Source organism: Elusimicrobiota bacterium (assembly GCA_016722575.1).
Lineage (GTDB): Bacteria > Elusimicrobiota > Elusimicrobia > FEN-1173 > FEN-1173 > JADKIY01.
In genome coordinates, this window is the sequence record JADKIY010000002.1 from 300939 (window position 1) to 326280 (window position 25342).

The following is a 25342-nucleotide window of genomic DNA, read 5'->3' on the forward strand; positions in this document are numbered from 1 at the left end:
AATAAAAGGCGTTGCCTACTTCGGGAAATCGGGGACAGTTTACTTATTTCGGCCCTCGGCGGGACGTACCGCCGGGGCCGCGTCGGCTTATTGGGATTTTTCGGTTTTCCCTTCCGAAGTCCGATCCGGCAATCGGCCCGTGGCCACCATCCACCGATAACAATCCATCAACATCTCCTCCAGGCTGGAGGGATCGTAGCCCAATTCCCGAATCGCCTTGGACGAATCGGACAGGATGGTGTGGCGGAGCATTTCGGCGGTGTGCGGCGTCATCGCCGGTTCCCGGCCGAGCCAGGTCGACAAGCGGTATTCCACATGCCCGTAGAGGAGGAAAAGGCTCGACGGCAAAACCCACCGCGCGCCGGGCCGGTTCAAAAGGGCCGCCACCCGTTGAACGACGTCAAACCAGGTCACGTCGGGTCCCCCCAAAATGTAGTGCTCTCCTTTCCGCCCGCGATGATAGGCGGCCACGTGGGCCTGGGCCACCTTCCGCATGTGCGCCACGCTGGATCCGCCCGGCGGCGCGAAGGGCAGGGGCAGCCCCCGTTCAATCTCCAAAAACAGTTTCGACCACGTGGCCTTGTCGTAGGCCCCGAAAATGGCCGACGGGTGCAGATACACCGCGTCCAGCCCCGCCGACATTCCTTTCGCCACTTCCGCGTCGGCCAACCTTTTCGACCGCATGTAGGCGTCGTCCCCTTGATAGAGGCCGTATTCCTCCGTCAAACGCCCCCCCCGGGTGAAATCGTAGGTGAGAACCGTGGAGGTTTGAATAAAACGGCGGGCCTTCCGCTGGAGGGCCGATTCGACCGCGTTTTGGGTGCCGGTTTGGTTCACGGCGTAGCGCGTGTATTCTTGATGGTGGGGCAGCGGCATGACCGATCCCGCCACGTGAAAAACGGCGTCGACCTCGGGCGGCATTCCCCGTTCCACGGAGGCGCGGTCCGTCACGTCCCCCACGGCGAACCGAACGCCGGCCAACTTTTTCAATTCCGTCAGGTCGGAGGACGCGCGATGGAGCGCCGTCACTTCCCACCCGGCCTTGGCCAGTTCCTGAACCAATTGAATCCCGAGAAACCCCGTGGACCCCGTGACGAACGCCTTCATCTCCACCTCCCGGACCGACCGGCCTTCACATCCCGCCAACGATTATGGATTTTTCGGAGTATAATGGAACGCTCCCATGGGAAACGCCGCCGGCCTCGTTCTCACCGCCCGACTCTTCGAGTTCCACACCCGATTTCTCTGGCCCCTCCACCGTCTCTGGGCGAAGGACCGCATTTCCCGTCGATGCCGTCGGTGCGCCCTGTCGGAAAGGGCGGCCGACTTGGACGACGCCGGCCTTTGCGCCCCCTGCCGGGAACCCCGCTCCGCCACGCCGGAACCCGCTCCCGACCCCGCCGACGTTTCCTCCCTCGCTAAAATAATCGCGGCCCACGAAGGCCGGGGCCGGGGTCGCTACGACGCGCTGATCCTCTTTAGCGGCGGCAAAGACAGCGTGTACCTGGTCCGCCGCCTCCGGGACGAGCACCCCCGCCTGCGCCTTCTGGCCTTCACGCTCGACAACACCTTCATGAGCCCCGTGGCCCGGGCCAACGTTCTGCGCCTGGTGGAACAATTGGACCTGGACCACCTCACCTTCCGCCCCTCCCGGGCCTTCCTCAAAAAGCTCTACCGCCACGGCATCACCCACTTGAACCAAAACGGCGGCTACGGCACCGTGGACTTCAGCGACGGGGAGTTCCTGCTGGACGCCGCCCGGACCCTGGCCGCCGAACGGGAAATCCCCCTGATTCTCTGCGGGTATTCCCGCTACCAGGTCCAGGACGGCCTGGGTCTCCGCGCCTTCGAATCCCCGCCCGAACGCGAGCGGTCCGACCGAACCCACGTGGCCGGCATGCCCCTGGCCGATATTTTTACCGAGGAGGAACGGCGTCTCTGGTGGCGCGGCTCCCGCTGGCCGGCCGACCGCCCGGCGCGGCTCCTGTTCCCCCTCTACGCCTGGAACCTGGACGAATCCGTGATCGCCAAGCAGGTGGCGGACTGGGGCCTTCTCCATCCCCGGGAAAACAGCCCGCTCGTCACCAACCACCGGCTCATCCCCCTGCTCGGGGTGGTGGACATCCACCGCATGGGCTACAGCGGATTTGAAAAGGAATTTTGCCGCATGATCCGGGAAGGCAAAGCGCCGCTCAAACGCTGGCGCTCCGTTTTTGAATTGTTGGAGTACACGGCCCGCACGGGCCTCTTCGTCAAACCCCTCGTCCTAAAAACCCTCGAGGAACTGGATCTCACCCCGGCCGAGGTCGGCGTCTACTTCGACTGAAATCGGAGGGGGCCCTAACCGCCCCCCCGCCCTTCCAGCTCGTCCCACCGGGCGTAAAAAGCCTCGATCTTTTGGGTCCATTCGTCCACGGTCTTCTGCCGCGCCAGGAGTTCCGCCGCGTCGGTGGCGATGGCCGGGTCCAGCAGGGCTTCCCGGGCCTTCTCCCGCCGCTCCTCCGCGTCGTGGATTTTGCTTTCCATGGTTTTCAGTTCCTTGGCCTCCGCCGGGGAAAGCGCCTTTTTCGGGGCGGCCGGCGGCGGGGGCGCGGGCGGGGTCAGTTCGATTTCGCCGCTCGCGTCCCGGTCTTCCCATTGGGCCAGGTCGGCGTAAAAATGAGCGTTGCCCCGTCCGTCCAGGGCCAAAATTTGTTGGCTCACCCGGTCCAGCAGGTAGCGGTCGTGGGTCACCAGCACCAGCGCGCCGGAAAATTCCGCCAGGCTCGTCTCCAGCACTTCCAGGGAATTCAAATCCAGGTCGTTGGTCGGCTCGTCCAGCAACAGGATGTCCGCCGGGCGGAGCATCAGCCGCGCGATCATCACGCGCGACTGCTCGCCCCCGGACAGCCGCCCCAGGGGCACGTCCAACTGCTCTTTGTTGAATAAGAACCGGTCCGCCCACCCCACCACGTGAATGGGCTTGTCCTTGTAAAACACGAATTCGCCGGACTCGCAGAGCGCGCGCCGAAGGGGCATGGAAAGGTCCAGGGGTTCCCGGTGCTGGTCGAAGGTTACCACCTTGAGCCCATCGGCCCGTCGGATGTCCCCCCCGTCGGGAGCCAGGGTCCCGGCCAACACTTTGAGCAGCGTGCTCTTGCCGCTTCCGTTTCCGCCCAAAAGGCCCAGCTTGTCCCCGGGACTCAGCACCAGGTTCAAGGGGCCAAAGAGTTTTCGCCCGCCCATGCTTTTTTTCACGTGGGTCAGTTCCACCAGTTTCTTGGTCCGACGGTCGCTGGAGGTGAAATCAATACTGGCCGACCGGGTCTGGGCGTTCCGGTATTCCAGATCTCTCAGCTCCCCCATCAGTTCCCCGGCGCGGTCGATGCGGGCCTTCTGCTTGGTGGTCCGGGCCTTGGGGCCCCGGCTCAGCCACTCCATTTCCCGGCGCACGATGTTCCGCATGGAGTCTTCCCGCACCGCCTGGGCGTTGAACAGGTCCTCGCGGTTTTTCAGAAAATCGCTGTAGTTCCCCGCGCTGCTGAAGTGCCCTTCCGGGTAGCGCTTGTGCAGTTCGATCACCCGGTTGCACACCGATTCTAAAAACCGCCGGTCGTGGGTGATCACCACGAAGGAAAATTCCACCCCGCTCATCAGCCGTTCCAGCCACAGCACCCCGGCCAGGTCCAAATGGTTCGTCGGTTCATCCAAAAGAAGCAAATCCGGTTCGCACAACACTTGGGAGAGGATCGCCAATCGCTTCCGCCACCCGCCGGAAAGTTCTTTGACCGGCTGGTCCGGCTTGAACCCCGAGGCCCCCAGCCCGTCCTCCACCCGAATGTCGATTTCGTAATCCTCGAGGCCGATGCCCTGAAGCGCCCGGGTGAGTTCCTCCCGCACCGTCACGCCCTTTTCCGCCTCGGGGAATTGATCTTGTTGGGCCAGATACCGAATGCGGAGGTTTCGCCGGATGGCGAGCTCCCCGTCGTCGGGCTTTTCCAACCCCGCGAGGATTCGCAACAGCGTGGATTTCCCCGTCCCGTTGGGCCCGATCAACCCCGTGCGCTCCCCGTCGAACAGGCCGAAGGACAGCCCCTCGAAAAGGGGCCGCGCGCCGTAGGTTTTGGAAAGGTCTTTGCAGCTGATTAAAGTCGCCATGACAATGGGGGACAGTTTACCTATTTCCCTCTCCCCGGGCGTGGCCTCCGACCTCCACTTTCAGGAAAAGCACTATTCTCCTTTTTCGACGTAATGATAGTATGGAGCGAATGGCTCAGAAACCCACGAACGACTTTCTCCGCGGGGCGCGCAAAGAGATCCTTCTTTACGACCTAAAACTCCTTTGGTGGGGCGTTTTTTGGATCCTGTTGGCCGTCTGGGTGATCGTCGCGTTACTCGGATTCACGGGAGCGATCGATACCTCTGGACAAGCGGGCGAAGGCGCGGGATTTGCCATGTTGGGTTTCTTATTTGTGGTGGGTTGGATTTGGACGATTATGTTTGTTGCGTGGCTCCTTTGGGGGTTGGTGGAAGTCATCAAAGAAACCCTTGCCAAGCAAAAAGGTTAATAAAACACCGGATTCGGCCTCGATCAAATTGCACCTTCCTATACCCGCAGAGCGGTCCGGGACCAGGAGCTCCTAAATGCCATTAATAGAAATTTCAGTTCCCGCCGGCTTCCTTCCCACCCCGGAAAAACAAGCGCTTATAAAAGAGCTCACCACCGCCGTGCTCAAAGCCGAAGGCGTCCCCGACAGCCCCCGCTCCCGAAGTCTCACCTGGGTTTTGATCAACGAGGTGGACCACGGCCATTGGGCCATCGCCGGGGCGCCGCCGGCGGGTCTCCGGTTTCTGGTCCGGGTCACGGTCCCCCTGGGCGCCGTGAGCCTCGCCCGCAAACGGCGGATGGGCCTGGAGATTCACCGCCTCTTGTCCAAAACCGCCGGCAAGCCCCTCGCCACGGACGAAGCCTGGATCCTGGTCTACGAAGTCCCCGACGGCCACTGGACCGCCGCCGGTAAAACCCTTCAATTAAAAGACCTCACCGCCTTCGTGGGCTTTCAACGCCCGCCCCGATCCGGGGACCCCCAGCCCTAACCGGCCGGGCCATCGGACGGCTTGCACCGACCCCCCTCCCGTTACGCCACCCAATCCCTCCGGTCGCGCTCCTTAGCGGCAAACAAAAATTCGGCGGAGCCTCCAGGCCTTTGGGCCAAAGATCCACCCTTTTCGCCGAGCGATAAATTCAACATTGACGTGACCTCCGTATTCGTGCCCCCCCAGCAGGAACACCGTCTTATCGGCGGGAAATTCCAATTTTCCAAATCGCTCCCGGAAAGTCGCTGTCCGGTGCAATTCCAACAACGCTTCGAAATAGTTCCGCGGGTATTCCCCGCCGGCACCGGAGCCCGAGGTGTCTTTGAATTCCTGTGTGGCCCGAAAAAGGGCGTCACAATCGTTCCTCCCCAAAGAGTCGTCAATAAAAATCAACGCCTGCTGGAGTTTTGTAAAAACCGGTTGTTCCATGGCCATAGCAATGCCTCCCAGGGTCGTAATGATGGAAATAATGACGAGTGCGGCCAACGGCCACGACCTTTTTGCGTTCATTTCGCCCTCCTAATTTCTCCCACAACTCCGTTGAATTAAACATTATTCGATTCGCCCCCATCCACCCGTTCCATGACAAGGGATTCGCCGTCCACCATGGAGGCACTCCCTTGCTCAACGGCCGCGTCAAAGCGCGTCGAGGACGGCTTTTTTCAATTGTTTGTTTCAATGAAAACCCCATGAATCTTCGCCTCTCTCCCGGGTTCCTTCCAACCGGAATTCCTAGGCCTAAAGGCGTCCCGGGAGGACAGGCGCCTTTTAGCCCCAGGACCGAATCCCCACCCATAAAAAGACACGCCGCGCCGGGAACGTCCCGGGCGCGGCGCGTCCTTTTAAAAGTTCTTAAACGAAATTACTTTGCCGACGACAGGGTGCCGATGGCTTCGCCGCTCACCACCACTTCCACGCGGCGGTTTATTTGACGGCCCTGGGCCGTGCCGTTGGATTCCATGGGCACGGATTCGCCGTACCCGCGCGAAGCCACCGTGTTCCCGGGAACGCCCTGGCTCACCAGGTAATCCCGCGCGGCCGACGCGCGGTTTTCCGATAACTTCTGGTTGTAGCCGTCGGTTCCCACACTGTCGGTGTGGCCTTCAATGTCCAGCCGCAACCCGGGGTTCGAAAGCACGATGCCGGCGATCTTGGCCAGTTTCTCCCGGGCCGCCGGACGAAGCCCGGCGCTCCCGGTTCGAAAGAGCACGTCCGACATGTTCACGATGAGCCCCCGCGCGGTGTCCTGCGTCATCAAAACGGCGTTCAATTGCCGATATAATTTGGCCCGCGCGGCGGCCTTGTCTTCGGCCGACTGGGCGCGTCGGTTGGCCACGGCGGTCTGGTCCTTGGCCTGGGCGGTTTCCACCCGGGCCGCCTTCGCGTCCGCCTGGGCGCTGGAGGAGGTCGCGATGGCGCTGGACGCCAAGGAGAGCGCGGCCGCCCGTTCGATGTCCGACTGTCCCTTGGCCCGTTCGGCCGCGGCCTGTTTCGCGTTGGCCGCGTCCGCCTGGTCCAGGGCGCTGTTGATGGTTTGGCGGGTCTGCTCGTGCTCGCTCGCCAGGGAGGAAGCCGCCTGGTGTTGCACGGCGGTCGCGCGGCTTTCTTCGGCGCTTTGCACGGCCTCCCGGGCGGTCAGGGCCCGGCCTTTAAAGCCGCCCGCCTTCGTTTCCGAGAGCGCCAACAGCCGCTCCGCGTTTTTGAACGCCGGGGAACCGTCGGCTTCGGCGCCGGCGGCCCGGGCGATCCGCACCGCGTTCCGGGCCTGGTAGACGTTAAAAGGCGTCTCTTTGTTCATGGCCGGGGTCTGCTGGTCCGGCACGGCGATGTTCTGGGTGTATTGCCCCCGGGGAATCAATTGGTACTTCCCGGCGACCAGGGCGATGTTCTCTTTGTTACCGGGCTGAATGGCGTTTTCCAACACCACCACGTTGCTCGGCTGGGCCACGGCGAAGTAGGGCTCCGCCGTCACGATGAGGCTCAAGGCCTGGAGCGGCGTTTTGTTGCTCACGCGCGCTTTGCCGTCTTTGAGCACCAGCTCCCCCAGGTTCGTGGCCTTGCCTTCGGGCGAAACGGCCCACACCACGTACGTCAAATATTCCGACCCGAAGAGGGTCGCGACCGGTAGATTTTCAAAGTCGGCTTTGATTTCCGCCACGCCGGCCCGATTCTTGACGACGCCGCGGCCCGAAGCGCCGGGCAAGAGCGACGTGCCTTTAAAATCGATCTCCACGGCGCCGTTCAGGTTCCGGTAGTTGATCGCCTTCCCTTCGGATTCCACCAACGTTACTTTGTAGAGTGGCGTCGTGACGGCCGGTGCCGCGTTTGCGCTTTGCGCCATTAAAACGGCGGCGCAAACCCCCATAGAAATAAACGAACTCTTCATAAACGAATCTCCTTTTAAGCACACGCATCTCGTCCCGGATCGGGATTGTTTTTGGGTCGGTTGAAAACGGAGCGCGCGAAGGGTGGTTTCCCCGCGTGACGGCCTGTGGGGTGAGACACGGCCGCCCCGGCCCGGGTAACAGAACCTCCCCTGTAACCTTTCGCCGCCCCGACGGTCTTATTCCTCGGCGCGGTACCGGCACGAAGCGCCTCCACAACCGATTCGATGTCAGGAGACTCAAATGAAACCCATCAAAATCTTAACGCTGTCCTTGGTTCTCGCGGCCGCGGCCTCGACGTTGCGGGCGGGCTGGTACGGCAACCTCGGCAAACCCGCCACCTACGGCCGCTCCACCGCGGCCGGCGTGGTGGACATCGGGTCCCGCAAATTGGAAACCAAATCCGGAAACACCCAAAAGCTGGACGTTCTCGGGGTTTCCCTTCAGGCCACCCACGGGTTCGGCCACGGCGTCGAAGTCTTCGGCCGCCTGTCTCCCCAAACCCTTCGGTGGGAATTCAACGATTCGTCTTTCAAGCCGTCCCTCTTCGGTTTGGGCGGGGGCCTGCAATGGACGCCGGCCTGGCAGAAGCAACCCTTAAAGGTGGGTTTCGGGGCGGGGTTTGACTGGGCGAAGGGGAAGGACAATGGCACCGACATCAACGTGGCCGAACTGTCCTTTGCGGGCGGCGTCGGCTACGCCATGGACAAAAGCCTCGACCTCTACGCGGGCCTGTCCCTGATTGCCACCGACGTGAATCTCAAAAACAACGGGGTCAAAACCGACCTCTCGGAGAACACTCCCATCGGGCTTTTCGGCGGGCTCAACTACCGCCTGCCCAACGGCTTCGGCCTCGGCGCCGAAGTGCGGTTGATCAACGAACAAATGGTCAGCTTGGTGGGCCGCTACTCCTTCGGCCCCCGCACGGCCGAATAATATCGACGAACTCCCTCGTTCGGGGCGTTCCGCCCCGGGTCCTTAAACGGCTCCCGGGGCGGGCGGGGGAACGTCAAACACTTCGGAGAAGCTGTAGCGATAGGGCGCTTCGCTGAAAGCGTGGTCCCGGCAGGTCCGCACGGGCCACTGCTTGGCGGCGATGGCGTCCTGAATGCCCCGCCGGTTGGAATGGATATACCCCGCGGTCGGCACCCACACGCCCCGGGCCCCCAGGGCCTTGGCCAACCGCCAGGCGAATTCCGTCACCCGGTCCAACACCAGCTCCGGGCTCGTTTCCGACAACAGGTCCTGGCCGGGGTTGATGCCCGGGAGCGCCACGTAGGTTCCGTCGGCGTCCTCCACCACCAGGACGTGGGCGCCGCCCGCGCACACGCCGTTGTCCCCCCAGATCACCGCCTGCCAAAAATGCGGCTTGTTCCACAAAATCCGATCGCCCGCCACGCACACGCCTTCGCAGTAGCCCACGGCCGCGTGGGCCCGGCGCTTGGTGACTTCCATCGTCAATTTTCGCGCCCCGGCCGAAGGCACGAATTCCAAGCACCCCGAGCGGCCGTCCGTCCCGTGCAGAATCCGACGCATGTGGCGCAGGGCCTGGCCCGTCAGTTCCTGGTGCACCCGCTCCACTTCGACCCCCGCGTTCAGGGGAAGGACCTTGGCGGGCAGGCGGGACAGAATGTCCTCCACCGCCTCCCGGCTCTCCGCCCCCAGAAGCGCGTCGGGCTGGGTCCATTCAAAATCCTGAAGTTGCCGCCCCAGCCGCTCCACCGCGTCCTGCCGGGTCAGCTTTTTTTCCCGGAAGGCGTCGAGCGTGGCCGCCACCCCTTTGACCAGGGCCTTTCCCACGCCGGCCGCCGGGGCCAGTTTTCCCCGCACCAGCCGCTCGTAGCGGGAGCCGTCGGAGGCCTTGGCGGCCAGGAGCACTTCCTCCACATAATCCCGCACCCGGTTGGCCGCGAAGTCCCGCAGGGCGATCAGCGCGTCGGGGGAGTTCAAATCCGCCGCCCGGGCCCCGCCGCCCGCCCGCCGGGCGAGGACGGGCAAAAATTCCTTTTGATGGTCGGGACGGCCCAGGAGGCCCTGGGTCCAGGCGCCCAGAAGCTCCCACCCTTCCGCCTCGGGGGTTTGGCGCGGGACCGCGGCCTCGGGCGCGGGGACGAAAGGCCGCCAAACCTCCAGGTCCACCGCCGCGTCGGGCAAAAAGCGCCATTCGCCCCCGGAAACCGAAAATTCGTATTTCGCCGCGCCGTTGTCCTTTAAGGGCGACAGATCCTGGGGCCGGTCTTCAAAGCGCTGAAAAAGGTCCTCGTAATCCCGGGTCGAGGCCGACGTCGCGGGCGGAAAAAGATATTGGAGCGCCACCCCCAAAAGCGGGCTTTTTTCCTCCTCCGCCGTCAGCTGCCCCCGGCGCAGGCCGTCGGCCAAACCGGTGATCTCCCGTCCCAGATCCTCCACGCGCCGCTTTTTTTCGCTTCGGGGCGTGTCTTTCTCCGCCACGATGGACCGGTAACGCGAAAAGATGGACACGTTGTGGAACCCGATGTCGTTAAAGTAGTCGATCAATATTTTGCGGTCCGCCGCCAGCGAGGCGACTTCGCCCCGGTGGAGGGCGGGCGCCACCAGGTTTTTGACGGCGTCGGCGGCGCGCACGCCCCGTTGGGCCACGATCTCCATGAACGCCGCCCGATTTTCCGTCGTGTCCAAATATTGGTCCGCCAATCCGGCGATCCAGCGCAAAAGCGCCCCCGCGTGTCCGCCCTGGCGCGCCAGGGTCGGCGCCACCACCTCCGGCCACAGGCCCCCGCACCGCTCCACGGGGCCCAGCACGTCGGCCAGCCCGTTCACCAAGGCCGACCGTTCCTGGGCGGGCCGGATCGCCTTTCGCAAAACGGCGAGCCGTTCCCGAACCCCCTGAAGGCTCTTGGCCGCGGCCCCCAGGGAAAGCACCACCGAGAGCGTGGCCTCGTCGTCCCCCAGGGCCTCGATTTCCGCGACCAGGGCGTCCAGGGCTTTTAAAACATCGTCGGTGGAGTTCAGACCCGCCGCGAAAACCCCCGTCGCCTTTTCCAACAGCCAACCGGCGCGGCGCGTCCACGCCCGGGCCCGTCCCGCCAGTTCCGTCAGGAAGCGTTCGGCCGCCCGGGGTTGCCCTTCGGCGATCCGGGCGGCGGCCTCCAGGCCGCCGCGCCACCAGGCCTCCCGCCGATCCTCGGGCAATCCGTCGGCCAGGGACAGGGAAAGGTCTATCAAGGAGCCCAGGGACGCCGCGTCGTCGGCCAACCGCGACAAGAGGGGAAGCGCCTCGATCAGGGCGGGCGGCACCGGCGAGGGCGCGTGGTCGGCCACGGCCCGGAGAATCGGTTCCAATTTGGCCGCGTCCCCGCCGGCCAGGGCGCAGGCCGCTGGGGGCGCCACGGCCGCCAATTCCGCCGGAAGGCGCGCCAAGGACCGCTCCATCACGGCCAGCGCCTCCCGGAAAAGGTCGGGGCCCGTCCCGCCCGCCCGCGCCGCCACGGCCAGGCCGTGTTCCAGCATTCCCAGGGCCTGGGGGGTTTTGTCCAACCGTCCCCATTCCTCCAGACGGTCGAAAACGATGTCCACCAGCCAGGGTTTTCCGACGGATTCTTGGGCCAGCACCGGCAGTCCCCGTTCGGCCAGGGCCGCGAGATCCGCCCCCCGGGCCATCCAAAGATCGAACACCCGCTCCAGGCGTCTCAGGAACACGATGAACACGTCGGAAGTCGCGCCCTCCTCCGCCATTCGCTGAATGTCGTGGAAAAGGGTGTCTTGAACATCGGCGCCTTTTTTTTCCAGGGAAAGAATCAGCCGGGTGATCCCCGCCAAGAGATCCCGGAAGCGATCGCCGTGGGCGCCCGCCAGGACCGCCAAGGGCCGGATCGCAAACCGCAGGGCCGCCGTGGGATCGGCCGACGCCCCGGCCAGCGTCCGCGCGAATTCCAACACCGAGGCCCGCAACCCCGGCGGCGCGGGTTCCGCCGACAGAGCCCGGGGAAAACCGAAGAGGATCGCCATCGTCGGGTCCAGGCCCCGGTCGATCATTAATTCGGAAAAGCCGAGCAGGTCCTCCCCCAGCCCCGGCAATTTCGCCTCGAGGGCGGCCACGCAGGGAATCGCCTCTTCAAAAAATCGCTCGCCCTTTCCCCGCCGGGTTTTCAACGCCAGGGCCAAACCGATCAATCGTTCCCCGCCCTTGGCCAGGAGCCCCAGGGAATCGTAGACGCGGAAGTCCCCCGCCAGCACCGGCGCGGGGTCGCTCCCCTCGGCCGCCAGTTTTTCGGCGACCGCCAGGGATTCCGAAAATAAACACGCGCGCCGTAGGGTCGGCGCGGGGTCCACTCCCCGGTCGGCCAGGGCCACCGCGACGGTCAACCCGCGCATCAAATTTTCCGGCGGAATCGAAAGGTTTTGCAGCTCCTCCAAACCCCCACGAAAGAGCGTCACCACCCGGGGCGCGTCCAGGGTTTTTACCAGGACGCCCAGGAGATCCAGGGCCTTGGCCCAGTCGCCCGAATTCGGGAGGATCTTGGCCACCGATTCCAAGCCCACCGCCAACGGGTAAGGGATGAAGGCGCCCCGTTCGAGGAGGGGCGCCAAAAACGCCGTCAGGCCGTTCAGTCGTTGCTCGAAACCCGGCCCGTTTTTCATGGCCGGCAGGGTCAATTGCAAAAACCAGCCCGGGTCCTGCTTTTGGCCCGCCAGCTGGCGGGCGAACCGGAGGGCGCGGATTAAATTCAACCCGTCGCCTTCGAACGCCGCCGCCGCGATGCCCACGCCGTATTGCTCCGTGCGGGTGGTGTCGATGCCCTGGTCGCGCAGGTCCATCAGCAAATCGCGGGTCGCGTCCAGCAAATCGACGAAAAGCCCCGCGTCGCCGCCGGAGGCCTTGGCGAGGGGTTCGATGGTGAAATGGAGCGGGGACCAGAGGGAGATCTTTTGGGTGTGGAGGATGGAAACGAAATCGAACAAGGCGTCCAACCAGGGCCCGGCGTCCGTTCCGACGCGGCCGGCGTGCTTGGTCAGGGGGTCGGCCCCGTAAGAAATCACGGTGCCTTCGTCCATCCCCGCTTTCAGGACCCGTTTCCGAAGTTCGTCGATGTTCATGGTTTTGGAATCAGATGCCCCCCGGCCGCCGGGTGATATTGGTTTGAAACGGAGGGTCCGGGCCCTCGCCGGGGAAGCCCTGTGCAGGGCCAATCGGGCTTCCCGGCGGGACGGAGGGGTTCAGGGTATCTGTCGGCCGAAACGAATCGCTTTCTTTTTGAGTTTTTCGCCCTGGCTGTCGCCGGAGCCTTTGCCTTCCAAACGGTCCAGAGCTTCTTCCTTGGCGTCGTCCTTCACTTCGTCTTTCACCGCGTCCACCACGGGATGGCTTTTTTTGGCCGTCGGGGTCGATTCGGCCACTTCCGTTTTTTCCGACTTCGCGGACTTGCCTTTCTTTTCCCCCGCCGACGCCGACATTCCGACCCCCACCAAAATCGCCAACGCGCCCACCGTCCATTGCTTGGTCATCGCTTCCTCCGTTGATCGTTGTGGATTCTCCAGTATGGATGGGAACCCGTTAAAAAACAATCCCCCCGAGACCCCGTCACTCGGGGATTTTCAGAACCCGGGAGAGCGTGTTTAAAATCTCCGTAAACACCTTTTCACATTCCGCCCGTTCGAGAAACCCCTCCAGCGGACCCACGTGGATTTGAAAGGGATAGGGACGGGGCGGCTCGAGGTTCTTCAAGAGGTCTTTTAATTGGTCCCCGGCCCGGGCCGCCGTCTCACCGGAAACCGCCGCCGCCCACTTTTCCACGTTGGCGCTTCCCAGGTCAAAGGCGTCGGGCCCGCAACAACCCGCCACGCAGTTCGTCTCGCAGGCCAAAATCAGTTCCCGGAGGGGCCCGTCGATTTCGATGTTCATCGCCCCGGCCGCCCCCGGCCCGCTTTTTTCAGGGAGCTCGCGGCTTTCAACGCGTCCCGGGCCCATTCGGCCGCCGCGACGGGCGAGTCCAAGACCTCCGGCGGCACTTCGTAAAAGGAGTGGAGGGTTTGGCGCGGGGAGGGCGAGAAGGGTTCGGCGCCCCGTTCCCGGTAGGCGGATTTGGTTTCCTCGGACACTTTAAAAAAGAGCCGCCCGTTGAAGACAATCCCGAAAAATCGTTCCCCCTGGTAAATCCCCCACCCGCCGAACATCGCCCGGCCGAACACCCCCGGCACCCGGGCCAAGACGTCTTTCATCACGTAGTCCCGGAACGATGGGTCCTTCGCCCCCATAGTTCTATTTTCCCGGCGGGCCCGAGGTCCTGGGGGGTTTGAGCTCGATCGCCCAACGGATTTTCCCGGTGCGAAAATCCACGCCGGTCAGCCGGTCCCCCGGCCAAAGGCCCACGCCGTCGGTCAGAGCCAGGGGCGGGCCCAGCACCACGCCCTTGAGCGGCGCCTCCTCCTCCGGGACGGCCACGATGCCCCGGGCGGGAAGCTCGGCCCGGGAAACCAACTGTCCCGTGGCCGCCGTCAGCACGATCAGTTCGCCGCGGACGGTTTCAACGAACAATTGGGATTCGTCCGGGGAGAGGCCCAAAAACAGCGGCGCCGCGTTGGCGCCGGATTGGAAAATCCACCGAATTTTGCCGTCCTTCAGGTTCCGCCGCCGCACCCGACCGTTTTCCTCGCCCAGAACGACCTCCTCGCCCAAAAACACGGGCGGCGCGGAGGGCAGGCCCAGGTCCGTTTTCCGTCGGTCGTCGGTCCGCCACCGTTCGCGGCCGCTGTCGATGTCCAACACGCGGAAGACCCCCGCCGGGTCCAGGAACGCCGCCGCGTCCCCCGCCACGCGGGGGCGTTGGAGGGCGTTGGGAAACCCCGGGGTTTCCCAGCGTTTCTTGCCGTCCCCCGCGTTCAGGGCGATCAGGCGCCCGGCGTCGTCGGGGTCCACCGACCGGCCCAGGCAAAAAAGAAGGTCCACAGGGCCCGCGGGCACGACCGCCTGGGGAACCAGCCCCACGGGCAGGGAACACTGCCAGAGATTTTCCCCCTGGGCGCTCACGCAGCGAACGCCGTCTTTCACGGGGGCCAGCCACCGTTCGCCGTCGCTCATCCACCGGCCCCGCAGGCCGTCGGCTTCCAGGGGCGCCGTCCATTCCACCGCGCCCGTCCCGGCGTTGATCGATTGAACCGTCGAAGTGGTCAGGGCCAAAAGGTTCCGGGGCGTTCCTTGAAGAAGAAAGGCGGGCAAGGTCCGTTCCCAGGCCACGACGCCGTCGGCCAGGGCGACGCTTTTGACCCGCGTTCCGCCGGGGCCGGGCCGCCACAGGACCAGCCGGCGGGCTTCCGTCACCAAGGGCGCGTTTTGATCCCCCAGTAAAAACGCCGTCCCGCGCTCCACCGCCAGGGTCCATTTGGTTTTTCCGGTGTCCAAGTCCAGGGCGCTCAGGGAGGCATCCCGCAGGGAGAGGCCCACCCCGTTCACGTCCACCAGGTTCGAGGCCCGGGCTTTCGCGTCCTGGGGAATTTTCCACTTCGCCCGTCCCGTGGCGCCTTCGACCAGAGACAGGGCGTTTTTCTCCATGAGCCAAAAGAACCGCGGGTCGCTCAACACCTGGAACCGCGTCGCGTCCCGGTCCAATTCGGTGTAGGCCCGGCGGAGGGAGTCGTTCAGGTATTTCAATTCCGGGGAGAAGTAATGGGTGAAACCGCCCAGGACGACGTCCTTCTTTTCCTCCGCCGTCAGCGGGCGGCTCTCCGCCTCGCCCGGGTCGTCGTCGGGGTCCCGCCGGTTTTTCATCAGGCCGATTTCCAGAAAGCGGCCTTCTTCGGCCAATTTTCCCCGCCCGAAGGAGTCCAGGACGGGCTGCCCGTCCCGCCACGACGCGAGGATCGTCTCGCCGTTCAGCTTTTCCAAGTCGGCCAGGGAGAGGCCCACGCGAATCCCGCCGGGGGTGGTCCACTTGGGCGACACCACCCGCGCGTTCAGCGGTTCCCCCAGGGGGCCCCACTCCACGGAGGTTTGTTCCTCGGACTCGGAAAAAAGATTGGCGTAGGTCGCCGGCCGGAGGAAGCTCGTGGCCGGGAGGGTCTGCACCATCACCTCCTTTTCGCCGAAGACGGCCGCCAAATCCCCCGGCGTCGTGTTCAACCCGATGCCCCCGAAGCAGGCCCCCGGCCGGACGGACCATCGCTTCTTTCCCCAGAGAGCCGCGCAATCCAGGGCCGTGTCGTAATTTTTCTGAAAGGGCGCCTCGGGCGCCAGACGGAAGATCCAGAGCCCCGCCCGTCGGTCCCGGGCGTAGGACCCTTCGACAATCGCCGTCCCTTGGTCGTCCCATTGCTTCCACGGTCCGGTTTTGAGGCCGTGGGCAAAGGCGCCTTCAATGGCTTTTTTGTTTTCGGGGTGCCAGGCCATAAAGGGGCCGTTCAGAAGTTTCTCCCCCTCGGTTTCCCGGCAGGCTTCGCCCCGGTCCCAGGTCCCGCCCAACCAAGCGGTCACGCGCTCGGTGCCGTCCGGGCACCCGGGGAAAGCGGGGTCGTGGGCCGGCGGCGGGGCCGCGTTGTCGGGGTTTAAGTCCAACCATCGATGAAACACGCCGCCCCGGTAAAATTCCCACCCCAGGTAGGCGACCGCAACGGTGGTCACCGCCACGTCCAGCAGGAAACGCGGCCGCACCGCCCGGGGCGCCGTCGCGGGCCAGCGAGGATCGGAGGGGAAGCGCCGGGTGAAGGGCATCCATCCCCGCTGGGCGCATTGGAAGACGATTAAGCCGACCACGATCAACGCCACCGACAACCAACGGGAAAATTGAACCGCCATGAACAAACGAGGCGACAACCGGTTGAGCAAAAGGAGCAAAACCAGGCCGCCCCCGACGGCGTAGAGGGTCGACAGCGCGTTCAAGCCCGCGGCTTTGGCCCACGCCCCGGGCGTCGAGCGGGGACCCGGACGGGACAGGGCCGCCCAGAGGGCCGCGCCGGAGAAGGCCAGGATCAAACCGTTCAAAACGCAGTCCACGGCGACGAAAAGCGGCGCGCTTCCGTCTTCCCGAAGGGTTTTGACGAGAGCCGCGCCCGAGAGAATCAGAAAGAGCAGCGCCGCCACGCGGCTTTGTTTTTTCCAAAGGAAATACAGCAGGAGAAGCAGGGGCAGATTGTTGAAGAAGAGGGAAGCGGCGTCCCCGGTGCGGAACAAGTGAACCCCGGCGCTCAGCGCCAGGCAGGCCGCCACCACGACGGAAGCGACGACGATCGTGCGTGTTTTGCGATGTTCGTCCATGGCGAAGTCCTCCCCGGGGTGCGGTGCCGGACCGGAACGGCCCGCGACCGGCGTGTTGTGCCCTAAATTAAACTATTTTCTTTGGCGGCTTCCCGGGCCCTTCCGGCGTCATTGAACGTCCGCCTTGAAGCGACCGGGGTCGGGCGGCGCCGTCGAGGCTCGCAGGCGAAAGCGGATTCGTCCGATCTCCCGGCCGTCCGTGGTTTCCACCTTGACGCGCCAATCGCCCGGAACGTAATTCTGTTTGTAAGAGAATCCCCGAAAACCCTCCCGCCGCCCGCCCAGGATTTTCAAGGGGATCCGGTCCGAGCTCACCCAGCCCCCCCGGGGGTCCCGCCAAAACCAGTGGAGCGTCAATTCATCGGAAAAACGCGCCGGGGAATAAATCCGGGAGAAAAAATAAACGGCCTCGCCGGACCGGGCCTCGAAATCCTGGTCTCCCTTCCGCCAGAGGGCCCAGGCCGGGCGTTCGTGGTAGAGCCAATAACGGTCTCCCCGCTTTTCCACCCGATGGTAGATGCCCATGTCCACCACCGCCAGGGGCACCGGCGGGATCCACCCCAGGAAGTAAAAGGCCACGGTCAAGGCGCCCAAGGCGGCGCCGGGCAGCAAAATCCGGCGAGACGCCAACCGCCGGTTCGGAATCCGCCGGTGCACCCACCGCGCGATGTACGCCACCACGATCCCCGTGCTGGCCAGGGACAGGGCGAAGGGCACCCGCCCCACGAACCCCAGGAAGGTGGGCCACAGCATGGAAAAAAAGGAGAACAGGCAAAGGGCGTAGAGCGCGACTTTGAGCCCCAACCCGGCCGACTGCACCCGCGGGAGCTCGTTGGCCACCAGGACGCCCATAATAAGGACGATGAAGAGGAGTGAACTGGCCAGGGAAGCGCTTTTGAGAAAAAAGAGGGAGTAAAGACTGATCAGGCTTCCCAGCATGAAATGCACCAGGAGCACCCGGTAGGCCCAGACCTTTTCCAACCGTTTGGACGGCGCCCAGAAGGTCGCTTCGAAGAGAAGCTCTTTGGAAAGGAACCAGCCGATCAGCCCCAGGTAAGCCACCTGCTGGGCGATGCCCCAGGGGTTGTCGACGGTGGACAGGGTGGCGACGTCGAAGAGGAACCCGCCCAGGAAAAACGCGACGTTCAGCCGCTCGCTGTGTCGGCGGTAATGGGCCAGCAGGCGGTTTTTCCAAAGGTCGGGCGCGGGAGCGGCGTCGGAAATCACGGGAACCATTTTACCAGAAGCCCCCGGCCGTCTATCGGTTGAGGAAGGTGATGGTGAGTTGTAAAACCGTCGCGAAGCACACCCAAAGCAGATAGGGGATTTGAGCGTAGGTCACCCACGGCGCGTAGGGCAGGACTTTGGCCATGGACCACAGCAGCGTCCCCAAAAGCAGGAGGATGTCCACCGCCGCCAGCCCGTTGGATTTCAGGCCGAACTGGATCGGCGTAAAGGCCAGATTGAACACCAGGTTCAAAGCGAAGGGGAGGGCCACGACGGCCGGCCACTGGCGCGTGAACGTCCGATAGAACACAAACCCGAAGGACAGGAAGATCCCGATGTAAAGCACCGTCCACACCGGCCCGAAAACCCACGCCGGGGGCGACCACGAGGGTTTCGTCAGTTGATGGTACCAATCCATTTTGTCGTTCATGTCGACTCCCTTTTCCCGCGCGTTCCGTCCATTTTAGTTAAAAAGCGCGCGTCAATTGAACGCCCAGGCCCCGGGACGTTTGGGCGGGCCCCACCGTCCACCCCTTGTACGGCCGGGTGAAAATGTTGGTGGCGGCGAAGGAGATGGCCGCCCCGGCGGCCACGTCCCAGGAATAATGTTCCTTGTCTTTGATGCGTTCGTAGCCCACGTAGGCGGAGAGCGCGTAGGCCGGCAGGCCGAATTTCCAGCCGTACCGCTTGCGCAAGAATTCGGCGGAGGTCACCGTGATCGCGGTGTGGCCGGAGGGAAAGGACTGGGGATCCCCGTTGGGCCGATTTTCCCGGACCGTGTATTTGAGGGCGGCCGTCATCCCCATGGCGGTCCCCACCGATTCGGAGAACTGCCAGGTCCCGGCGTAGTCCCGGGCCCCCAGGGTGACCCCCAGCGTGAAGAGGGGCAAAACGTAAATCACGACGTCGCTCGGGTTGTTGAAAACGTCCCCGGCCGTTTGCACGCCCTGGCCGCGGGCTTCCAACGACAGGAAACACAACAACGCCGCGGCCATCCCGCCGCCCGCGTATTTCCGAAAGGTCCTCATAAAAGCTCCGATCCACCGCTAATTGTCGAATTGATTGTTGCCCCATTCGACGGCGCCCAAGCGCGCCCGTCCGAGGAAATTGTAGGTCAGGGTCACGGTGCGGACCGTTTGATCCCGGTCTTGAAGACCGCCGCTGTAATGGGCCTTCCGGCGGCCCAGCATATACCCCACCGCGACGGCCTGGCGTCCGAAGGTCCGCACCGATAACCCCGCCGTCACGTGCTGCACCAGTTCGTGCCCCGGGGCTTTCCCCGCGCCCACGCCGGTGATGAACACGTTCCGTCCCGAGGCGTCCAGCGAAAATCGGTTTCCCATCAGCAGGCGCAGGGCCAGCAATTGCTGGGGCGAAACGCCGTAGTGAAAATCGGCCTCGGACAAGGTCGGCAAGATGGTCCCGACCGATCCGTAGCCCACCCCCGCCAGGGCCGTCCCCTGCAAAGCCAGCCGCTCCGACAGCCACCATTGGGCCGTCGTCCCGAAGGAGGCCGCCGTGGTCGACAGCCGATAGACCTGGGGCGACAAATAGTCGAAGGTTCCGTAAAGGCCCCAGACGCCCCGGTAGGCGTCGCCCGCCCCGTAGGGCGCGCCGAACAGCAATCCACGGATCATGGCGCTGTTGTACTGCCGCCCGCTCTCGGCGATGGAGTCGATTTCAAAATCGAAGTAGTCGAAGGGCCGGAGATACCGGTACCCCGGTTTTCCCGGCAAGCCGTAGGCGATCCGGTAATCCACGTAACTCGCGGTCCGGGCCAGGGATTCTCCGCTGCCGGCCGCGTGATCGGTGGCGTTGAACCCGGCTCCCAAGGCCAAACAGGACGACAAGGCCGGGTGCCGGCTCTCCAACACGGGGCCGTAGCGGTCCCCGAAAAGAATCCGATTGAGCATCGTGGGGGGCGAAATGACGCCCGCGGCCAGCTTTCGCCAGCGGTTGGGGGCGGGGCCGCCCTCCTCCAACACGAGGTTCGCCAGTCGGAAAAGGGCCTCTCCGATGAAACTCCCCGCCGTGCCGCTCGCCACTTGGTCGTTCAGGGACGGGTCCGAACGTTCTCCCGCCGTTTCCCACAACGCGCTTCCCGCGTTGCTGTAGAGAAGCCCTTCCCAATAATTCAAATTGGCCGATCGCGCGAACCCGTAGTACATCGCCCCCTGATAGGGGTGGCCGATCTGGTTGATGGCGAAGGAGTCCTGGTCCACCACCCAGGGCCCGTGCAGGGCGTGGTCCCGGAAGGTGCGGGGCGTCACCCCGTAGACCTCGTCCCCATACACCAAGCGGTCGTACCCGTTGAGCGTTAGGATAAACGCCGGGATCTCCAGCGCGGGGATCACGTAGCTCTTCCGCGTCGGGCGCTCCCCGGGCAACACCCGGCCCGGCGTGGTGGGGCCCTTGTTGTCGGGGGTGTCCCGCGTCGCCCGGATCACTTTGTCGGGAGCCACCGGGATCAAGGGATCGGCCCAGCCGCCGATGCCCCCGAAAACGACGGCGAAGGACGCGGCCAAAGACCGCGCCCACTCCCCACGCGGTTTCGGGAACCGGCGCCGGAAAAATCCGTCGAAGCGTTTCGACCGGGTTCGCGCGATAACGCCCGGGGAAGGACGGCGGTTCAACGCCGTCCCGCTCCCGGCCCGCGGGGTCATCCTTTGAGAGCCGGCCGACCTTGAATCACGCGAACCAAAACCACCACGATCGCCGCCACCAACAACAGATGAATAAAGCCCCCCATGGTGTAAGCGCTCACCAACCCCAACAACCACATCACCATCAAAACAACCGCCAAGGTCCAAAGCATGGTTCCCTCCTCCTTCGTTCGAAGTTATTCGTTCGTGCGCAACGTGTATTCGGACAGTTGATACGGGTGCGAAGTCATGACGCGCGCGAAATTTTGTCCATTCCCCGACGGGGAAGCGGTCTTGATCAGCGGCGACGTCGTTTTCTTCGGCGAAGCGCCCTCGGCGCCGTCGGCGGCCGTGGCGTCCGACGCGGCGCTCAGAGAATCCGCCATCAGGTGCTGGGCCAGGAACCACACTTGAAGCTCGTTGCCGCGCATCACGTCGCCGACCAGGAGGTCGTTGGTTCCCTGGTCCCCGTCCTCGTCGGCTTGGCGGGCCATGGCCCGGGTTTCCTCCAGAACGATCTCGTGGGCGTGGAGCAGACGCCGCAGCTGAGCGGACGGGTTTTCCCGCCCCTTGGGCGCCCGGGGAACGATCGTGGCTTCGGCGACGTCGGCCGCCATGGCGAGAGACACCCCGCCGAGGGTTTGCACGCGTTCCGCCAACAGGTCCACCAAGCCGCTTTGCTCTTGAAAATGTTTGTCGAAAAGAAAATGGAGGGGCTGAAAGGTCGGCCCGGACGTTTGCCAGTGGTGTTTCTTATAGAGGTCGCGCAAGGTCATGGTGTCCGCCAACACCTGATTAAGGTTGTTGACGCTGGCCGCGCAGGCCTTGGCCTCCAGGGCGATGGGAAGCCGCACGATGGTCCCGAAAGGTTGAATCTCGGTGTTTTGACCGCCTTTGAGCGCCGCTTCCGAAACCGGATTTTTAACGCTGTTTTCAGTGTTTGTTTTGCTGTCCATGGGAAACCCCTTTCGATGCTGTTGCTTCCGACCGTTCCGTTGCCCTTGGTGGGACACCGGGATCGCCGTTCGGGTAACACCGCCCCGCGAACCGGGCGGGCTGTTACCCGCCCCCGCCGCGGGTGTCCAAGCAACGGAGAACCATCGGTCGGAAATCGCGGCCGCGCCTTCCGCCGGGTCCCGGGAAAGCGCCCTCGGACAAATCGACGGGCGCCCGGTCCGGCGGCGGGCGTCCACAAAGGAGAATCAAATGACCAAACGAATAATGGGGGCGGCGGCCGCGGCAATGCTTTGCGTCGGCTTTTCGCCTTTGCGGGCGGGGATGTTGGATCTGCGCGTCGGCGCCGGACTCTCGGCCGCCAATCCGGACGCCTTTGAACAGCGGGTGAAGGACGTCAGCGGAAGCACCCTTCGGGCCAAGACCTTCGACACCTACAACGCCGACGTGGTCTTTCGCTTTCCCGGCGTGCCCGTCACCCTGGGCGTGCGTTACGAGCAGGCCAACCAAAAAAGGAACGACGCGGCGTCGGAATGGAAATTGAACGTCAATAATCTGGCGCTGTTGGTGGACTGGCGCCTCATCAATTCCGCGGTGTACGTGGGCCCCATCGTGAGCGTCGGCTATCCCTGGGCCAACCTCAAGTTCCACGACGGCGCCAACCGCGTGGACCGCCGAATCCACTCCAACCAGATCAGCTACTCCGGCGGGCTGGAGGCCGGCGTCTACCTCGGTCCACTCCTGATCGGGGCCGAAGCCGGTTACAAATCGATCCGCTTTAAAGGGGACGCCTCCGCCGGGTCCTCCCTGAACGCGCACGTCGATCTGGATGGGGTTTACGGAAAGGCCCTGGTGGGGCTGACCTTCCTTTAAACTTCTTTCGCTCCTCGTCCCTCACCGGACAAAACCGGCTCCCCGGAAGCGGCGCTTTGTTTCGTGTTTCGCTTTCGGGGAGCCGGTTTTTTGCCGCACCGACCTCTCGTTTTAAACGGCCTCCGTTTTTCGCCTCCCGAACCATCCCGACAAACGACGGGAAATCATCGGCACCGCCCACCGCCAGGCCACGGTCGCGACCGCCGTTCCCAGGAAGGATTTCCGCTGGGAGGACAAAAGGGTCTTCAGAACGGAGGAAACGATCGGCCCCAGCCCCTCCCCGCCGCCCCCGGACCACGGTTCCCCGGGCCGGGCCTCCCGGCGGCGCGTTTCCGCCAAACGATCCTGCAGGCCTTCCCGCATTAAAAGAAACGATCGATGATCCATGGAACGCTCCTGTTCAATTCTTCCCGGCTGGCCTCGAAGGGACGACCCGCGCCCGGTCGGCGCCGGCCCCACCGGCCGACCACGGCCGCCCCGATCAGGAGGTAGGCGACGGCCAAGGCCAGAGCCACCCGCTCCCCCCCCATCCCGCGTTTCATCGCCCAGCCGATCAGGGCGACGTGCAGCAGCACCGCGGACGACCCCGCGAGCAGAAGGCCCGCGCCCCAGGCGACGACCCGACGCCGGGCCTCGCCCCATTCGTAACGCCACTCCAACAACGCAAGCTCCAGGTGGTCTTTCATCAGATCCACCGGGAGCGTGCGGGAGCGGAAAGGTTCTTCGCTCGGAAGCATACGTCGCTTATTCTTTGTTTTTGGGATAGAGCAGAATCGCGATGACCGCGCCCAATAGGGCGGCGTAGCCCACGGCCTGCCCGGGATTTCGGCGGACAAACCCCTTGGTCCAGCCCCAGGACTGGCGTCCGGCGGATTGGGTTTCCGCCCAAAGGCTCTCGCCTTTCTTTTTGGCCATGTCCCAATAGGCGTCGCCTTTCGCTTTGACGTTCGCCAACGCCTCGCCGGCCGCTTTGGTGGCGGCCGCGCTCAGGTGCCCATCGACGTTCTTAACGGTGATTTCCATTTGGTTGCTCCTTAGGTGATTCCGATAAATCGTTGCGGGAACGGACTTACGCTTTCACTCTTCCCAGGGCCCCGACCGAACCCCCGATGAAGGAAAAGAGCCCTCCGATCGTCAGCCAAAACGTCCGGTCCCCGGGCGAACCGACAAAGAGGTCCCGCGCCCCGGGCGCGAACAACTTCGAAGCGTCCACCCCGTGGGCCAGCAGAACCAGGCCCGTCGCCAGCAACACACCGATCCCCGCTCGGTTCATTGGGTCCTCCCGTTCGTCTCGTTCTCACCGGGTACGACACCCCCCGCCTTGGCGCGGTTACACCCCGGCGTTTTTCACGCGGCGCGCCGTGTAACCCGATCGTTCCGAAACCGTCTAATCCCGGGACCGCCTTCCCGGGGTCGCCGAGGAACACCGAACGCCATTTCCGGAGGACACACATGTTGACCACCGCCCCACCGCCTTACCCACAGCACGAAGTCAAAAACCATCTCAAACCCGGCCCGTTGGACGGATTGTCCATCGCGGCCGTCGACCAGCACTGGACGCTCTACAAAGGGTACGTGACCCACACGAACCGTTTGAACAAGGCCCTCTGGGACGCCGTCGAATCGGGCGCCAACCTCAGCGAGCCCACCCACGCCGAGATCCAACGCCGTTTGGGATTCGAAATGAACGGCGTGGTCCTGCACGAACTTTATTTCGGCGCGATGAAGAAGGGCACCCCGCCCTTCCCCTTGGATTCCGAACTCCGGGACGCCCTGGTGCGGGATTTCGGAAGCGTCGACCGTTGGCGCACCCAGTTCGGTCAGATCGGCGCCATTCGCGGCACCGGGTGGGTCACGCTCTCCATGGACCCCGCCACCGGACGCCTGGCCAACTTCTGGATCACCCAACACGAGATCGGCCACGTGGCGGGCTGGGTTCCCCTGGTCGCCCTGGACGTCTGGGAGCACGCGTTCCTCCGGGATTTCGGTTCCCTGTCCGAAGGCCGCGCCTCCTACATTGAATCCTTCTTCCGCAATCTGGATTGGTCCGTCGTGGCGGGCCGCTTCGCCCCGCCCAAGGAGTTCCCGTCGCCCTCCTAACCGGCGCGAAAAACAAAAGGGCGGTCCCCGATCGGGGACCGCCCTTTCTTATTTTAAGTCCGGCGAATCTATTGGGTGGGACCCACCGTCATGCGGTTTTGAACCGACGTCACGCCGTCGATGTTGCGAACGAGCTTCGTGACCAGGTCCTTCTCCGCCCCGTTCATGGCTTTTCCGGTGATTTCCACGACGCCGCGGTGGGTTTTCACCGAGGTGGAAAGGGCGCTGGTGGATCGGTGGTACAGCAAGGCCAGTTTGACTTGGGCCGTGATGGACGCGTCGTCGATTTTCTTGCCCATCGACTCTTTCGGCGCCGGCGCCGCGGCCACCGTCATTTGGTTGTTCACGCTCGTCACGCCGTCCACGTCTTTGACGTATTCGGTGGTCAAGTCTTTTTGGGCCGCGCTGTTGGCTTCCCCGCGCAGGGTGACCGCGCCGTCTTTGACGTCCACTTCGGTGCGAAGGCCCCGCACGTTGCGGTAGAACAGAAGCGTGGTACGCACTTTCGTGCCGATCCAACCGTCGGAGTTGCCCTCGTCGGTCTGCACGGCGATGTTGTTGGTGACGCTTTTGACGCCCCGCACGTTCTCCGCGGTCGCTTCGGCCAGGGACTTGTGGGAACGGCTCGACACCGTTCCGCTCAAGGTGACGACCCCTTGTTTGGAGTCCACGCTCACGCGATCGTCCTTTAAATACGTTTTAAACACGTGGGAATTCCGCGTGGTCGATTCGATGCGCGCGTCCAGTCCGGGCGCCGTCTGCGCTTCGATTCCGGATGCCAGCAGGACAAAAACCGCCGCCAAGCCCCACGCTCCGTTCGTTCTGTTCGTTTGCTTCATACGGTGTGCCTCCTCGTTGGG

The 25342-nt window shown here is 64.0% G+C and carries 25 protein-coding genes; 6 read left to right on the plus strand and 19 right to left on the minus strand.

What is annotated here, in order from left to right; genetic code table 11:
* Nucleotides 1-87: 87 nt before the first annotated feature.
* Nucleotides 88-1107, minus strand: coding sequence for an NAD-dependent epimerase/dehydratase family protein (locus tag IPP68_04925; GenBank protein ID MBL0349701.1), 1020 nt, complete (start codon nucleotides 1105-1107; stop codon nucleotides 88-90).
* A gap of 76 nt (nucleotides 1108-1183) precedes the next feature.
* Between IPP68_04925 and IPP68_04930 the strand changes: the two genes are divergently transcribed.
* The gene (locus IPP68_04930) at nucleotides 1184-2326 is read left to right on the plus strand and encodes a hypothetical protein (GenBank protein ID MBL0349702.1); all 1143 of its coding nucleotides are present in this window, start codon (nucleotides 1184-1186) and stop codon (nucleotides 2324-2326) included.
* Between the two features lie 14 nt (nucleotides 2327-2340).
* Here IPP68_04930 and IPP68_04935 read toward each other — a convergent pair whose 3' ends face one another.
* Nucleotides 2341-4137, minus strand: coding sequence for an ABC-F family ATP-binding cassette domain-containing protein (locus IPP68_04935; protein ID MBL0349703.1), 1797 nt, complete (start codon nucleotides 4135-4137; stop codon nucleotides 2341-2343).
* Between the two features lie 101 nt (nucleotides 4138-4238).
* Between IPP68_04935 and IPP68_04940 the strand changes: the two genes are divergently transcribed.
* Nucleotides 4239-4547, plus strand: coding sequence for a hypothetical protein (locus tag IPP68_04940; protein ID MBL0349704.1), 309 nt, complete (start codon nucleotides 4239-4241; stop codon nucleotides 4545-4547).
* 76 nt (nucleotides 4548-4623) lie between these two features.
* Nucleotides 4624-5076, plus strand: coding sequence for a tautomerase family protein (locus IPP68_04945; GenBank protein MBL0349705.1), 453 nt, complete (start codon nucleotides 4624-4626; stop codon nucleotides 5074-5076).
* Nucleotides 5077-5938: 862 nt separating this feature from the next.
* Here the strand turns inward: IPP68_04945 and IPP68_04950 are convergent.
* Nucleotides 5939-7462, minus strand: a complete 1524-nt coding sequence (locus tag IPP68_04950; GenBank protein MBL0349706.1) for an OmpA family protein — start codon at nucleotides 7460-7462, stop codon at nucleotides 5939-5941.
* Between the two features lie 241 nt (nucleotides 7463-7703).
* Between IPP68_04950 and IPP68_04955 the strand changes: the two genes are divergently transcribed.
* Nucleotides 7704-8396: an outer membrane beta-barrel protein gene (locus tag IPP68_04955; GenBank protein MBL0349707.1), complete on the plus strand. Its 693-nt coding sequence runs from the start codon at nucleotides 7704-7706 to the stop codon at nucleotides 8394-8396.
* A 42-nt stretch (nucleotides 8397-8438) separates the two neighbouring features.
* On the opposite strand, the gene IPP68_04960 is transcribed toward IPP68_04955, so the two are convergent.
* The 11 genes from IPP68_04960 to IPP68_05010 form a co-directional block, all read right to left on the minus strand.
* Complete coding sequence (locus IPP68_04960; GenBank protein MBL0349708.1) at nucleotides 8439-12536, minus strand: hypothetical protein; 4098 nt, start codon at nucleotides 12534-12536, stop codon at nucleotides 8439-8441.
* 120 nt (nucleotides 12537-12656) lie between these two features.
* On the minus strand, nucleotides 12657-12944 hold the full coding sequence (locus IPP68_04965) for a hypothetical protein (protein MBL0349709.1): 288 nt from the start codon (nucleotides 12942-12944) through the stop codon (nucleotides 12657-12659).
* Nucleotides 12945-13020: 76 nt separating this feature from the next.
* Nucleotides 13021-13341, minus strand: coding sequence for a hypothetical protein (locus tag IPP68_04970; GenBank protein ID MBL0349710.1), 321 nt, complete (start codon nucleotides 13339-13341; stop codon nucleotides 13021-13023).
* Nucleotides 13338-13658 carry a TfoX/Sxy family protein gene (locus tag IPP68_04975; GenBank protein MBL0349711.1) on the minus strand — a complete coding sequence of 107 codons (321 nt, stop codon included), beginning with the start codon at nucleotides 13656-13658 and terminating at the stop codon, nucleotides 13338-13340. The genes IPP68_04970 and IPP68_04975 overlap by 4 nt, the downstream gene beginning before the upstream one ends.
* 40 nt (nucleotides 13659-13698) lie before the next feature.
* On the minus strand, nucleotides 13699-16686 hold the full coding sequence (locus tag IPP68_04980; GenBank protein ID MBL0349712.1) for a PQQ-binding-like beta-propeller repeat protein: 2988 nt from the start codon (nucleotides 16684-16686) through the stop codon (nucleotides 13699-13701).
* Nucleotides 16687-16794: 108 nt separating this feature from the next.
* A complete protein-coding gene (locus tag IPP68_04985; protein MBL0349713.1) occupies nucleotides 16795-17922 on the minus strand; it encodes a DUF2914 domain-containing protein in 1128 nt (375 codons plus the stop codon).
* Between the two features lie 22 nt (nucleotides 17923-17944).
* Entirely contained in the window at nucleotides 17945-18343 is a 399-nt protein-coding gene (locus IPP68_04990) for a tryptophan-rich sensory protein (GenBank protein ID MBL0349714.1), read from the minus strand.
* Between the two features lie 37 nt (nucleotides 18344-18380).
* Nucleotides 18381-18941: a phosphatase PAP2 family protein gene (locus IPP68_04995; GenBank protein ID MBL0349715.1), complete on the minus strand. Its 561-nt coding sequence runs from the start codon at nucleotides 18939-18941 to the stop codon at nucleotides 18381-18383.
* Between the two features lie 18 nt (nucleotides 18942-18959).
* The gene (locus tag IPP68_05000) at nucleotides 18960-20438 is read right to left on the minus strand and encodes a DUF3943 domain-containing protein (GenBank protein MBL0349716.1); all 1479 of its coding nucleotides are present in this window, start codon (nucleotides 20436-20438) and stop codon (nucleotides 18960-18962) included.
* Between the two features lie 134 nt (nucleotides 20439-20572).
* Nucleotides 20573-20728, minus strand: coding sequence for a lmo0937 family membrane protein (locus IPP68_05005; GenBank protein ID MBL0349717.1), 156 nt, complete (start codon nucleotides 20726-20728; stop codon nucleotides 20573-20575).
* Between the two features lie 24 nt (nucleotides 20729-20752).
* Complete coding sequence (locus IPP68_05010; GenBank protein ID MBL0349718.1) at nucleotides 20753-21511, minus strand: DNA starvation/stationary phase protection protein; 759 nt, start codon at nucleotides 21509-21511, stop codon at nucleotides 20753-20755.
* 250 nt (nucleotides 21512-21761) lie between these two features.
* On the opposite strand from IPP68_05010, the gene IPP68_05015 reads away from it, so the two are divergent.
* Nucleotides 21762-22382 (plus strand): hypothetical protein, encoded by a 621-nt coding sequence (locus IPP68_05015; GenBank protein ID MBL0349719.1) that lies wholly within the window; start codon nucleotides 21762-21764, stop codon nucleotides 22380-22382.
* A 111-nt stretch (nucleotides 22383-22493) separates the two neighbouring features.
* Here IPP68_05015 and IPP68_05020 read toward each other — a convergent pair whose 3' ends face one another.
* From IPP68_05020 to IPP68_05035, 4 genes are read right to left on the minus strand one after another with little or no spacing between them, the layout of a single operon-like run.
* A complete protein-coding gene (locus IPP68_05020; protein MBL0349720.1) occupies nucleotides 22494-22769 on the minus strand; it encodes a hypothetical protein in 276 nt (91 codons plus the stop codon).
* A complete protein-coding gene (locus tag IPP68_05025) occupies nucleotides 22745-23119 on the minus strand; it encodes a phage holin family protein (GenBank protein MBL0349721.1) in 375 nt (124 codons plus the stop codon). The genes IPP68_05020 and IPP68_05025 overlap by 25 nt, the downstream gene beginning before the upstream one ends.
* 7 nt (nucleotides 23120-23126) lie before the next feature.
* On the minus strand, nucleotides 23127-23405 hold the full coding sequence (locus IPP68_05030; GenBank protein MBL0349722.1) for a hypothetical protein: 279 nt from the start codon (nucleotides 23403-23405) through the stop codon (nucleotides 23127-23129).
* 46 nt (nucleotides 23406-23451) lie between these two features.
* On the minus strand, nucleotides 23452-23655 hold the full coding sequence (locus IPP68_05035) for a DUF3185 family protein (GenBank protein ID MBL0349723.1): 204 nt from the start codon (nucleotides 23653-23655) through the stop codon (nucleotides 23452-23454).
* 179 nt (nucleotides 23656-23834) lie between these two features.
* On the opposite strand from IPP68_05035, the gene IPP68_05040 reads away from it, so the two are divergent.
* The gene (locus tag IPP68_05040; GenBank protein MBL0349724.1) at nucleotides 23835-24482 is read left to right on the plus strand and encodes a superoxide dismutase; all 648 of its coding nucleotides are present in this window, start codon (nucleotides 23835-23837) and stop codon (nucleotides 24480-24482) included.
* Nucleotides 24483-24550: 68 nt separating this feature from the next.
* Here IPP68_05040 and IPP68_05045 read toward each other — a convergent pair whose 3' ends face one another.
* On the minus strand, nucleotides 24551-25321 hold the full coding sequence (locus IPP68_05045; protein MBL0349725.1) for a BON domain-containing protein: 771 nt from the start codon (nucleotides 25319-25321) through the stop codon (nucleotides 24551-24553).
* Nucleotides 25322-25342: the final 21 nt, after the last annotated feature.

Coding starts and splice junctions, on each gene's coding strand:
- IPP68_04925 (MBL0349701.1), bottom strand. CDS start 1,107: ATGAAGGCGTTCGTCACGGGGTCCACGGGGTTTCTCGGGATTCAATTG.
- IPP68_04930 (MBL0349702.1), top strand. CDS start 1,184: ATGGGAAACGCCGCCGGCCTCGTTCTCACCGCCCGACTCTTCGAGTTC.
- IPP68_04935 (MBL0349703.1), bottom strand. CDS start 4,137: ATGGCGACTTTAATCAGCTGCAAAGACCTTTCCAAAACCTACGGCGCG.
- IPP68_04940 (MBL0349704.1), top strand. CDS start 4,239: ATGGAGCGAATGGCTCAGAAACCCACGAACGACTTTCTCCGCGGGGCG.
- IPP68_04945 (MBL0349705.1), top strand. CDS start 4,624: ATGCCATTAATAGAAATTTCAGTTCCCGCCGGCTTCCTTCCCACCCCG.
- IPP68_04950 (MBL0349706.1), bottom strand. CDS start 7,462: ATGAAGAGTTCGTTTATTTCTATGGGGGTTTGCGCCGCCGTTTTAATG.
- IPP68_04955 (MBL0349707.1), top strand. CDS start 7,704: ATGAAACCCATCAAAATCTTAACGCTGTCCTTGGTTCTCGCGGCCGCG.
- IPP68_04960 (MBL0349708.1), bottom strand. CDS start 12,536: ATGAACATCGACGAACTTCGGAAACGGGTCCTGAAAGCGGGGATGGAC.
- IPP68_04965 (MBL0349709.1), bottom strand. CDS start 12,944: ATGACCAAGCAATGGACGGTGGGCGCGTTGGCGATTTTGGTGGGGGTC.
- IPP68_04970 (MBL0349710.1), bottom strand. CDS start 13,341: ATGAACATCGAAATCGACGGGCCCCTCCGGGAACTGATTTTGGCCTGC.
- IPP68_04975 (MBL0349711.1), bottom strand. CDS start 13,658: ATGAAAGACGTCTTGGCCCGGGTGCCGGGGGTGTTCGGCCGGGCGATG.
- IPP68_04980 (MBL0349712.1), bottom strand. CDS start 16,686: ATGGACGAACATCGCAAAACACGCACGATCGTCGTCGCTTCCGTCGTG.
- IPP68_04985 (MBL0349713.1), bottom strand. CDS start 17,922: ATGGTTCCCGTGATTTCCGACGCCGCTCCCGCGCCCGACCTTTGGAAA.
- IPP68_04990 (MBL0349714.1), bottom strand. CDS start 18,343: ATGAACGACAAAATGGATTGGTACCATCAACTGACGAAACCCTCGTGG.
- IPP68_04995 (MBL0349715.1), bottom strand. CDS start 18,941: ATGAGGACCTTTCGGAAATACGCGGGCGGCGGGATGGCCGCGGCGTTG.
- IPP68_05005 (MBL0349717.1), bottom strand. CDS start 20,728: ATGCTTTGGACCTTGGCGGTTGTTTTGATGGTGATGTGGTTGTTGGGG.
- IPP68_05010 (MBL0349718.1), bottom strand. CDS start 21,511: ATGGACAGCAAAACAAACACTGAAAACAGCGTTAAAAATCCGGTTTCG.
- IPP68_05015 (MBL0349719.1), top strand. CDS start 21,762: ATGACCAAACGAATAATGGGGGCGGCGGCCGCGGCAATGCTTTGCGTC.
- IPP68_05020 (MBL0349720.1), bottom strand. CDS start 22,769: ATGGATCATCGATCGTTTCTTTTAATGCGGGAAGGCCTGCAGGATCGT.
- IPP68_05025 (MBL0349721.1), bottom strand. CDS start 23,119: ATGCTTCCGAGCGAAGAACCTTTCCGCTCCCGCACGCTCCCGGTGGAT.
- IPP68_05030 (MBL0349722.1), bottom strand. CDS start 23,405: ATGGAAATCACCGTTAAGAACGTCGATGGGCACCTGAGCGCGGCCGCC.
- IPP68_05035 (MBL0349723.1), bottom strand. CDS start 23,655: ATGAACCGAGCGGGGATCGGTGTGTTGCTGGCGACGGGCCTGGTTCTG.
- IPP68_05040 (MBL0349724.1), top strand. CDS start 23,835: ATGTTGACCACCGCCCCACCGCCTTACCCACAGCACGAAGTCAAAAAC.
- IPP68_05045 (MBL0349725.1), bottom strand. CDS start 25,321: ATGAAGCAAACGAACAGAACGAACGGAGCGTGGGGCTTGGCGGCGGTT.